The following is a 10,097-nucleotide window of genomic DNA, read 5'->3' on the forward strand; positions in this document are numbered from 1 at the left end:
GTGCTGGTCCGCACCGACGACGAGGTCTACCGGGTCGACTCCGTCTGGCTGGGTCCGCCGCGCGCGACCTTCCCCTGGCGCGCGCGGTACGTCTCCTACGGTGTCGGCCTCCTCGTCATGATCCTGATCATGTTCGTGCAGCGCCGGATCGGCATCGGGCTGGACTTCTTCTCGGTGGCGTGGGCGCTGGTGCTCACCGTGGTCGCCACCCGCTTCCTCGGGAAGAAGATCGACTACGAGCGCCCGCTGAGCCAGGTCGCGGAGCTGTTCCGGCACGAGGTGACCGGGCCGCGGAAGCGCCGGCGCGGCGCGGGCGGGCCCGTCCGGTTCGCGCACGTCCGGACCCACCGTGCCCTGCCCCGTCCGGGCCGCGCGGCGGCACCGGCCGCACCGGAGCGGCGGCCCGCGGTCGCGCCGGCCCCCGAGCCGGCCCCGTCGGTCCTCGAGCCCGCGCCTCGCCCCGAGCTGCGCGACATCACCCCGGTGCCGGCACCCCGGAGGGCGGCGCCGCGCCGGATCGGCCGTCCAACCTCCGCGCCGCAGCCCTGGGCCACCTCGGCCCAGCGCCGGCAGGCCGCCGGGAAGGGTGCCGGGGAGCAGGCGGCGAACGGCTGGAAGGGGTCGGGCCGTGGCCGCGCGTGAGCAGCGCGATCCCTACCGCGACGGCCGCCGGCCCGCCGGGCGGGCGCTGCGGGGCGAGGCCAAGCTCCCCAGGTTCAGCCCCACGATCGCGCTGCGCAGCATCGACGGGCACGTCACCCGCACCGCCACCCAGGTCATGGCCTGGTACCGGCTCTCCCCGCAGGCCTGGAGCTTCCGCAGCGACAGCCAGCGGGAGATCCTCATCCGGCAGATCGCCGCCCAGCTCGGCGAGCTGCAGGGCCGCTGGCTGCACCTGCGGGTGACCACCCGCCCGTACCCCGTGCACATGTGGGCGGAGTCGTTCGACAAGAACGCCCTGGGTCGCATGCCGGACGTGCCGGGCGCCCTCGGCTGGGACGCCTTCCTCGAGGGCGAGCAGCGCCACCTCATGGGCCTGTCCATGAGCGACAAGGAGGTCTTCCTCGGCGTCGAGGTCTCCGGCCGCAGCATGATCGACCGGTGGGTCGAGCGGGCGGCGCCGGTGCTGGGCCGGGTCGTGCCCGCGGCCGTGCGCGCCGAGCTCTCCGCCCTGGAGTCCGAGCTCAACCACCTCGACGCGCTGGTGGCGGGCTCGGGGCTGGACGGGGTGCCCGCGTCGGCGTCGGACATGGCCTGGCTGATGCACCGCTCGGTCGCGCTCGGCCTCCCCGCACCGCGCAGCCTGTCCTCCGTCCCGGTGGGCGTGACGCGCTGGGAGGAGGAGGACCTCGCGGCCTTCACCGACGGCGTCGAGCTGCACCAGGAGCCCTACGCGCCCACGGTGAAGGTGACCGGCCGGGTGCGCGGGCAGGCCGTCACCCGCGACGTCGCCGTGCTCTCGCTCGGGCTGATGGAGGGGCTGCGCATCCCGGAGGTCGACGACCCCTGGATGCAGCACTCCGACCGGCTGCCCTTCCCGGTGGAGTGGTCGGCGCGGATGTACATCCGCCGGCCGGAGGAGGTGACCGGCGAGCTGCAGCGCCAGATGGGCAAGGTGCGCAGCCAGATCCGGCACTACACCCACGACCACGACCTCGAGCCGCCGATGTCGCTGGCCCGCCAGGCCGACCGCGTGCTCGAGGTCGAGGACGAGCTGACCAGCGGGCTGACCCGGCTCAACACCCGGCTCTACGGCTGGTGGCGGATCGCCGTCTCCGGCCCGGACGAGTCCGAGGCGATCCAGCGCGCCCAGCAGGTGCTGGACCTGTACTCGCCGAAGGTGCAGATCGAGCACCCCGAGGCGCAGTACCGCTACGCCCGCGAGTTCATCCCCGGCGAGGCGCTCGCGTCCACGGCGTACCGCCGGCGCGGGTCGGTGACCTGGGCCGCGGCCGCGGTGCCGGCCGCCACGGCCAGCGTGGGCGACCGGCGCGGGATCATGCTCGGCGAGACCTGCACGGCCACCCGACGGCCGGTGGCCTGGGACCCGTGGCTCGCGCAGGAGGTCCGGCGGGCCTCGGGCCTCACCGCCGTCGTCGGCGGGCTGGGCTCCGGCAAGTCCTTCCTCACCGGCCTGATCGTCTACAAGACGCTCCGCGCGGGTGCACGGTGGACGGTGCTCGACCCGTCGGGCCCGCTCGCCGAGCTGACCCGGCTGCCCGAGCTGGCCTCCTTCTCCCGGCACATCAACCTGCTGCGCGCCGACCCGGGCATCCTCAACCCGTACCGGGTGGTCGCCGAGCCGCGGTTCGAGCACTTCGCGGACGACGAGGACCCCGAGCGGTCCTGGCGGCGCGAGCGCTCCCTGGCCGCGGCCACCCGCCGACGGCTCGTGCTCGACGTGCTCACCGGCCTGCTGCCCTACGACGTCGCCCGGCTGCCGCACACCCGGATCGTGCTGCTCCGCGCGGTGCGCGAGGTCGGCGGCGCGCCCGACCGGCACCCCGGGCTCGTCATCGACGCGCTGCGCCGGCACCAGCGCGAGGGCGAGGAGCACGCGGGCGTGGTCGCGGACTTCCTCGAGGAGCGCCGCGAGCTCCCGCAGGCCGCGCTGCTGTTCCCGGACACCAGCCGGGACGACCCGTGGGCCGCCGACCGCGACTACCGGCTGACCGTGCTGACCATGCAGGGGATGACGCTGCCCCGGCCGGGCAGCCCGCGCGAGGAGTGGACGGACAACGAGGCGCTGGCCGTCGAGCTGCTCAACCTGGCGTCCTGGCTGACCCAGCGGACGATCTACGACGCGGACCGCAACCTGCGCAAGGGGGTCGCGCTCGACGAGACGCACTTCCTGTCGCAGGTGCCCACCGGCAAGGTGCTCATCGACCGGCTCGCCCGCGACTCCCGCAAGTTCAACGTCCGGGCGCTGTTCGCCTCGCAGCTGGCCGGCGACCTGCTGCGGGTCTCCGGGTTCGCCTCGCTGGTCAACGCGGTGTTCGTCGGCCGCACGGACGACGAGGAGGCGCAGACGGACGCGCTGCGCCTGCTCCGGGTCCCCACCGGCGTCGGCTACGAGCAGATGCTGAGCACGCTCTCCCCGCGCCCGCGGCACGACGACCGGCCGGACGACACCCCGCGCCAGTTCGTGTTCGCCGACGGGCACGGCGGCGTCGAGAAGATCCGGATCGACCTCGAGGCGCCGCACCTCGACCACGTCCGCGAGGCCCTCGACACCAACCCCGACGCCAGCCGGGTCGCCGTCAGCGGCGCGCCGGTGCTCGCCGCGGACTCCGGGCGGGCGCCCGACGAGCCGCGTCCGGTCGGGGCGCGTCAGGTCGTCGTGCCGCCGGGCGGGATCGACCTGGACGAGGACCTCGACCCCGTCGACCTCTCCGCCCCCGAGATCCGCACCGGCGAGGCCACCCGGGTCGGTCCGGGGCGGCCCGGGTGGGACACCGGGGTGCAGGTCGTCCCCGGCTCGCCCGAGGACTCCCTCGACGACGAGCAGCTGGACCTGCTCGACGACCTCGAGGAGGGCTGGGCGGACCTCGACGAGGAGGCGGAGCTCGCGGAGCCGACCCTCGGCGCGGAGGCGAAGCTCGCGGAGCGGGCCCTCAACGGGGAGGCGGAGCTCGCGGAGCGGGCTCTCAACGGGGAGGCGGAGCTCGCGGAGCCGACCCTCGGCGCGGAGGCGAAGCTCGCGGAGCCGACCCTCGGCGCGGAGGCGGAGCTCGCGGAGCCGACCCTCGGCGCCGCCCCCGACGCCCCCCTCGACGCCGGGCGCGCCCGCTCCGGCGTCCCCGGCGAGGGCGGGCGGTGAGCCCCTCGGTGTCCCAGGCGGCCTCCGCCGGCGGGAGCACGGGGCTCCTGGCGGTGCTCCTCGTGCTGGCCGCCGCCGTGGTGGTCGCGGTGCGCCGCCGACGGGCCCGCGGGGAGCCCGCCCCGCGTCGTCGGCGCGGCGCCGCGCTGCTGGTGGTGCTGGCGGTGGTGGCGGGGAGCGCGCTCGTCGGCAGCCCTGCCGTCGCGCAGGGCTTCGACTGCAAGCAGAGCCCGGAGCCGGACCGCCCCGGTACCGGCCTGGTCGGCTCGCTGGACCCGCCCCGGCCCGACGGCGGCGAGCCCGGCTCGGTCTACCGCGAGGTCGGCTACGCCGGGATGACCTGGCACAACTACGACCTGGGCTGCGCGGGCGGCGTCCTGAACCCCTCGACGACCACGGACACGTGGCTGGGGAACCAGACCTTCAACGTGGCCAAGTTCGCCGTCGGCGGCGTGAACTGGGCGCACTACCTGATCGCGGACGGCGGGGCCCTGCTCGACCCGCTCGACGCCGTCGTCACCTCGGCCACCCGGGCCATGTACGACTCGGTCTTCACGCTCTGGATCGGCGTGGCGCTGGTGATCCTCGCGGTCGTGCTGCTGGTCCTGGCGCTGCGCGGCGACCTGGCTCGGCAGACGCAGCGGGCGGCGTTCGCGCTCGGCGCCCTCGTGCTCGCCGGGGCGGCCTACCTGGCCCCGGTGAACTGGGGCCGGGCCGCGGACACCCTGCTGCTCGACGGCGTCACGCAGATGCAGGAGGGCTTCCTCTCCCAGGTCGGGCTGGGCGACCGGGACACGCTGCCGACCGTGCTCGTCGACCAGGTGATCTACACGAACTGGCTGCGCGGCAACTTCGGCTCGCCGGACGTCCCGCAGGCGACCGACCTCGGCCGGCCACTGCTGCGGGCGTCGACCTTCACGATCAACGAGGTCGCCGACGGGCAGGACACCCCGCAGCTGGCCGAGCAGAAGAAGAACGACTACGCGACGCTCGCCGGGCAGATGGGCGACCGGTACAGCTACTTCCAGGGCGAGTCCGGCAGCCGGGTGGGCGTCGGGGTGCTCTCGGTGGTGCAGGCCGCGTGCATCGCGCTGTTCCAGCTCCTGTCGAAGGTGCTGGTGCTGGTCGCGATGCTGCTGCTGCGGCTGATGGTGATGACGGCCCCGGCGATCGCCGTGGTGGCCGTGCTGAAACCGGACATCCTGCCGGCGCTGCTGCGGGTGGCCGGCGCAGCGATCGTCAACACGATCATCGTGGGGGCGCTCGCCGGGCTGCACGCGCTGCTGGTGGTGTCGCTGTTCCGGCCCGGCGCGGGCATCGACCTGTGGCTTGCGCTGCTGGTCACCGGCGTGGTCACGGTGGTGCTGTGGGCCGTCGCGCGGCCCTTCCGACGGCTGGTGTCGATGGTGTCGCTGACCCGGGAGCAGTTCGGCGGGATCGTGCCCTCGATCGGCGGCGGGCCGGTGTCCCGGGTCTGGCAGCGGGTCCGCGGCGCCGACCCCGAGGACCGGCAGGGGCGCTGGTGGAACGAGCGCCGCGCGGCCGGCGCCGGCGCCGACCCCGACGCCGTGCGGCCCGAGGCCGAGTACTCGCGCGTCGCTCCCGTGCAGGCCACGATCACGCCGGCCGGGCCGGGGGCGCGCACCCCGCGCCGGCACGCCGAGGTGACCGGCACGGACACCGCGGCCGTCGCCGCCGCGCGGCGTCCGGCGCTGCCGGCGGGCGGAGCGGGCACCGGCGCCGCGATCGCCGGGTACCCCGCCCGGACCGACCCGAGCGAGGTCGACGAGCGCGTGATCTACCGCCGGTCCGACGCCGGGGCGGCCCGCGCCGGACGGGCCCGCCCGGTCGACGCCGAGCTCGTCGACGGCGTCCCGGTCTACCGCCTCTACCGCCCCGCCCGGACGGGCCGCGATGCCGATTAGGTCCCCCCGCGGGCGCGCGGCCGCCTACCGGGCGGTGTGGTCGTGGCCCCTGCGCACCCCGCTGCGGCTCGGGGTCACCGTCGTCGTGGTGCTGGGCCTGGCCGTGCTGGTCAGCCTCGCCGTCGGCGCGCTGCGCCCGCCCGCACAGGACCCGGTCGCCGCCCGGCCCGGCTCGGCGACCACGACCACGGGCGCCCGGGCGCCGGCCTCCCCGACCCCGACCGCCCTCCCGCCGGTGGCGCCGCTGACCCCCACCACGCTGCCGCTCTCCGCCGCCCCGGACGAGGCCCTGCAGGTGGCGCAGAGCTGGGCCGCGGCCTGGGCCACCCATCCCGAGGGCACCACGAACCAGCAGTGGGTGGCGTCGCTGGTCCCGTACACCACGCCGGAGTACGTGGGCACGCTCACCGGCGTCGACCCGGCCAACATCCCGGCGACCCGGGTGACGGGCTCGGCGACCGCCACGCAGGTGTCCCCGGCGTCGGTCACCGTCGACGTGCCGACGGACGCGCTGACCCTGCAGGTCACGGTTGTCGACACCGAGGCGGGCTGGCGCGTCTCCGGCTACGACCGGGCCTGACGCCGTGCGCCTGCTCCGGCCGCTGCGGTTGTTGCTGCCCTTCGTGGCGATCGGCCTCGCGCTCGTCGTGTTCCTGACGCTCGGGTTCCTCGGCTTCGCGCCCAACGCCGGCCCGCAGCGCGTCACCGGCGGGTGCGACGCCGGCATCGGCCCGGCCGGGACCGTGGGCCGCGGGGGCGCGGCGGGCGCGACGATCGACACGCTGACGGACGAGCAGCGGCAGAACGCCGCCGCCATCATCGGCGTCGGCAAGGAGCTGAACGCGCCGCCGCGGGCCTGGCTGGTGGCCCTCGCCACGGCGATGCAGGAGTCGACGCTCCGCAACATCGACTACGGCGACCGCGACTCGCTGGGGTTGTTCCAGCAGCGGCCCTCCCAGGGGTGGGGCTCGCCGGCGCAGGTCACCGACCCGAACTACAGCGCCCGCATCTTCTACGAGCGGCTGCTGCAGGTCCCGGACTGGGAGGACCAGCCGGTCACGGTGGCCGCACAGACGGTGCAGCGCTCCGCCTTCCCCAACGCCTACGCCAAGTGGGAGGGCCTGGCTGCGGACCTCGTCGAGCAGCTCGGCGACGTCACCGACCCGACGGGCTGCGGCAGCGGCTCGGCGGAGCTGCCGGCAGGGGTCGCGCGCACGGCCATCGAGTTCGCCCTCGGCGAGGTCGGCAAGCCCTACGTCTGGGGCGCCACCGGCCCGGACACCTACGACTGCTCCGGGCTGGTGCTGCGGGCGTTCGAGAGGGCCGGGATCACGCTCCCGCGGGTGTCCCGGGACCAGTACAACGCCGGCGGCCACCTGCCGGTCCGCCAGGCCCGGCCCGGCGACCTGATGTTCTACGCCTACGACCGCACCGACCCGAGGACGATCCACCACGTGTTCCTCTACCTGGGCAACGACCAGATGGTCGAGGCCCCCTACAGCGGGCAGAACGTCCGGGTGCAGCCCGTAAACTGGGACTACACGGAGCTCGTGCCCCTTGCCACCCGCCCGGGCACCCCGTCCAACACCGCCTGAACCCTCCCCGGGAGCACGCACGATGGCCCGCCCGGACGCCGCCCGTCCGTCCCGCCCCCGGTCGACCACACCGCTGGCCGACTACCTCGACCGCCCGGCGCCGGGCGCCGGGCCGGACTACCTGGTGGTGCCGCGGGGGCTCGCCGAGGCCATGCCGCTGCGCTGGCAGCAGGTGTTCGCCGGGCTGCTCGCCGACCTGCACGACGCCTACGGCCATCTGGACTGGCCCGACTACCGGGTGGTGCCGAGCCGCTGGGAGCTGCTGCGGGACCTCGACGAGGAGCAGCTCGCCGCGGCCGGGTACGTCGCCGACCTGGACCCGGAGGGCCGGCTGGAGTACCGGGACGCGACGGGCCGGGCGGTCACCGACCCGGCGCACCACCGGGCCCTGGCGCCGGTCGAGGAGACCCTGCCGCGCCCGGGGGACGAGGTCCCGCCGCCGCGGCCCGCCCCGACGCTGTAAGGGCCTCTACCCCTTTCTCGTCCCTCCGCTAGACGCCCGGACAGCGCGCGAGTGGCGGCCCCGGGTCGGGCTGTGGTCTCCGCTACCCCCGCAAAGTTGAGTCGGCCGGGAACAAGTCGGGTACGCCGCCCGTTGGACCAGGCAGCAAGTTGAGTGTGAGAGGCTCAAGGCCGGGTTGACGGCGAGCGGCTCGATCGCGAAACTTGAGCCGGATCCGCTCAACGGCGGTACGGAACCCGACAGTTCTACCCAGCAGTACGACACAGTGTTCGACACGGAGGCACACACCATGGCTCGTGCGGTCGGTATCGACCTCGGGACCACCAACTCCGTCGTCTCCGTCCTGGAGGGCGGGGAGCCGACGGTGATCGCCAACTCCGAGGGCTCCCGCACCACGCCCTCGGTCGTGGCGTTCGCGCGCAACGGCGAGGTTCTCGTCGGCCAGTCCGCGAAGAACCAGGCCGTCACCAACGCGGACCGCACGTTCCGCTCGGTGAAGCGGTTCATCGGCTCGGACTGGAAGACCCCCGAGATCGACGGGAAGACCTACGCCGCGCAGGAGATCAGCGCCCGCGTGCTGCAGAAGCTCAAGCGGGACGCGGAGGCGTACCTGGGCGAGGAGGTCACCGATGCGGTGGTCACCGTCCCGGCGTACTTCGAGGACGCGCAGCGCCAGGCCACCAAGGAGGCCGGCCAGATCGCGGGCCTCAACGTCCTGCGCATCGTCAACGAGCCCACCGCGGCCGCGCTGGCCTACGGGCTCGACAAGGGCGAGACCGAGCAGACGATCCTCGTCTTCGACCTCGGCGGCGGCACCTTCGACGTCTCCCTGCTGGAGATCGGCGACGGCGTCGTGGAGGTCAAGGCCACCAACGGCGACAACCACCTCGGTGGCGACGACTGGGACGAGCGGATCGTCACCTGGCTCGTCGACAAGTTCAAGGGCAGCCACGGCATCGACCTGACCAAGGACAAGATGGCGATGCAGCGGCTGCGCGAGGCCGCGGAGAAGGCCAAGATCGAGCTCTCGAGCTCCTCGAGCGCCACGATCAACCTGCCCTACATCACCGTCGACGCGGACAAGAACCCGCTGTTCCTCGACGAGACGCTGTCCCGCGCCGAGTTCCAGCGCATCACCTCGGACCTGCTCGACCGCACCCGCGCGCCGTTCAACCAGGTGATCAAGGACGCCGGCATCTCGGTCGGCGACATCGACCACGTGGTCCTCGTCGGCGGCTCGACCCGCATGCCGGCCGTGACCGAGCTGGTCAAGGAGCTGACCGGCGGCAAGGAGCCGAACAAGGGCGTCAACCCGGACGAGGTCGTCGCCGTCGGCGCCGCGCTGCAGGCCGGTGTCCTGCGCGGTGAGGTCAAGGACGTCCTGCTGCTCGACGTCACCCCGCTGTCCCTGGGCATCGAGACCAAGGGCGGCGTGATGACCAAGCTGATCGAGCGCAACACCACGATCCCGACCAAGAAGTCCGAGATCTTCACGACGGCGGACGACAACCAGCCGTCGGTGCAGATCCAGGTCTACCAGGGCGAGCGCGAGATCGCGGCCTACAACAAGAAGCTCGGCATGTTCGAGCTGACCGGGCTGCCGCCGGCCCCGCGCGGCGTGCCGCAGATCGAGGTCTCCTTCGACATCGACGCCAACGGCATCGTGAAGGTCTCCGCGGTCGACAAGGGCACCGGCAAGAGCCAGGACATGACCATCACCGGTGGGTCGGCCCTCTCCAAGGAGGAGATCGACCGGATGATGCGCGAGGCCGAGCAGCACGCCGAGGAGGACAAGAAGCGGCGTGAGGAGGCCGAGGTCCGCAACCAGGCCGAGACCCTCGTCTACCAGACGGAGAAGTTCGTCAAGGACAACGAGGACAAGGTCCCGGCGGACGTCAAGGACTCGGTGAACGCCGCCGTCGGCGAGGTGCAGGAGGCCCTCAAGGGCACCGACACCGCCGCGATCAAGTCCGCGATGGAGAAGCTCGCCACCGAGTCGCAGAAGCTCGGCCAGGCCCTCTACCAGCAGCCGGGCGCCGAGGGCGCCGCGGGCGGTGCCGCCGGGGAGAACCCTGGCGCCGGTGCCACGGGCCAGCAGGCCGGTGCCGACGACGTGGTGGACGCCGAGATCGTCGACGACGAGGAGAAGAAGGACAAGTGAGCGCCCCGTACGGATCCGACCGCAGGCCGGGCCCGGAGGGGGAGCAGGAGGAGCCGGTCGTCGTGCGCGACCGGCGCCGGATCGACCCCCTGACGGGTGAGGTCCGGTCCTCCTCGGCAGCCCCGGGCGGCGC

8 protein-coding genes (1 of these 8 only partly in view) are annotated in these 10,097 nt (G+C 74.1%); all 8 read left to right on the forward strand.

Annotated features, from left to right (window positions below; translation table 11 throughout):
- Positions 1–642 (forward strand): hypothetical protein, encoded by a 642-nt coding sequence (locus ACFQH9_RS16010; protein ID WP_379566919.1) that lies wholly within the window; start codon positions 1–3, stop codon positions 640–642.
- Positions 629–3,820 carry an ATP-binding protein gene (locus tag ACFQH9_RS16015; protein ID WP_379566920.1) on the forward strand — a complete coding sequence of 1,064 codons (3,192 nt, stop codon included), beginning with the start codon at positions 629–631 and terminating at the stop codon, positions 3,818–3,820. Before ACFQH9_RS16010 ends, ACFQH9_RS16015 begins: the two co-directional genes overlap by 14 nt.
- On the forward strand, positions 3,817–5,745 hold the full coding sequence (locus ACFQH9_RS16020) for a hypothetical protein (RefSeq protein ID WP_379566921.1): 1,929 nt from the start codon (positions 3,817–3,819) through the stop codon (positions 5,743–5,745). The genes ACFQH9_RS16015 and ACFQH9_RS16020 overlap by 4 nt, the downstream gene beginning before the upstream one ends.
- Entirely contained in the window at positions 5,735–6,325 is a 591-nt protein-coding gene (locus ACFQH9_RS16025) for a hypothetical protein (protein WP_379566922.1), read from the forward strand. Before ACFQH9_RS16020 ends, ACFQH9_RS16025 begins: the two co-directional genes overlap by 11 nt.
- A gap of 4 nt (positions 6,326–6,329) precedes the next feature.
- Complete coding sequence (locus tag ACFQH9_RS16030) at positions 6,330–7,340, forward strand: C40 family peptidase (RefSeq protein ID WP_379566923.1); 1,011 nt, start codon at positions 6,330–6,332, stop codon at positions 7,338–7,340.
- 22 nt (positions 7,341–7,362) lie between these two features.
- Positions 7,363–7,803: a hypothetical protein gene (locus ACFQH9_RS16035; protein WP_379566924.1), complete on the forward strand. Its 441-nt coding sequence runs from the start codon at positions 7,363–7,365 to the stop codon at positions 7,801–7,803.
- Between the two features lie 289 nt (positions 7,804–8,092).
- Positions 8,093–9,964, forward strand: coding sequence for a molecular chaperone DnaK (gene dnaK / locus ACFQH9_RS16040; RefSeq protein ID WP_379566925.1), 1,872 nt, complete (start codon positions 8,093–8,095; stop codon positions 9,962–9,964).
- Between the two features lie 62 nt (positions 9,965–10,026).
- Positions 10,027–10,097 carry the 5' portion of a nucleotide exchange factor GrpE gene (grpE, locus tag ACFQH9_RS16045; protein ID WP_465269527.1) on the forward strand. 592 nt of this gene lie beyond the right edge of the window, so the window shows 71 of its 663 coding nt (coding positions 1–71); the start codon lies at positions 10,027–10,029; its stop codon lies beyond the right edge, outside the window.

The sequence above is a fragment of the Pseudonocardia lutea genome (assembly GCF_042658055.1).
Classification (GTDB): domain Bacteria; phylum Actinomycetota; class Actinomycetes; order Mycobacteriales; family Pseudonocardiaceae; genus Pseudonocardia; species Pseudonocardia lutea.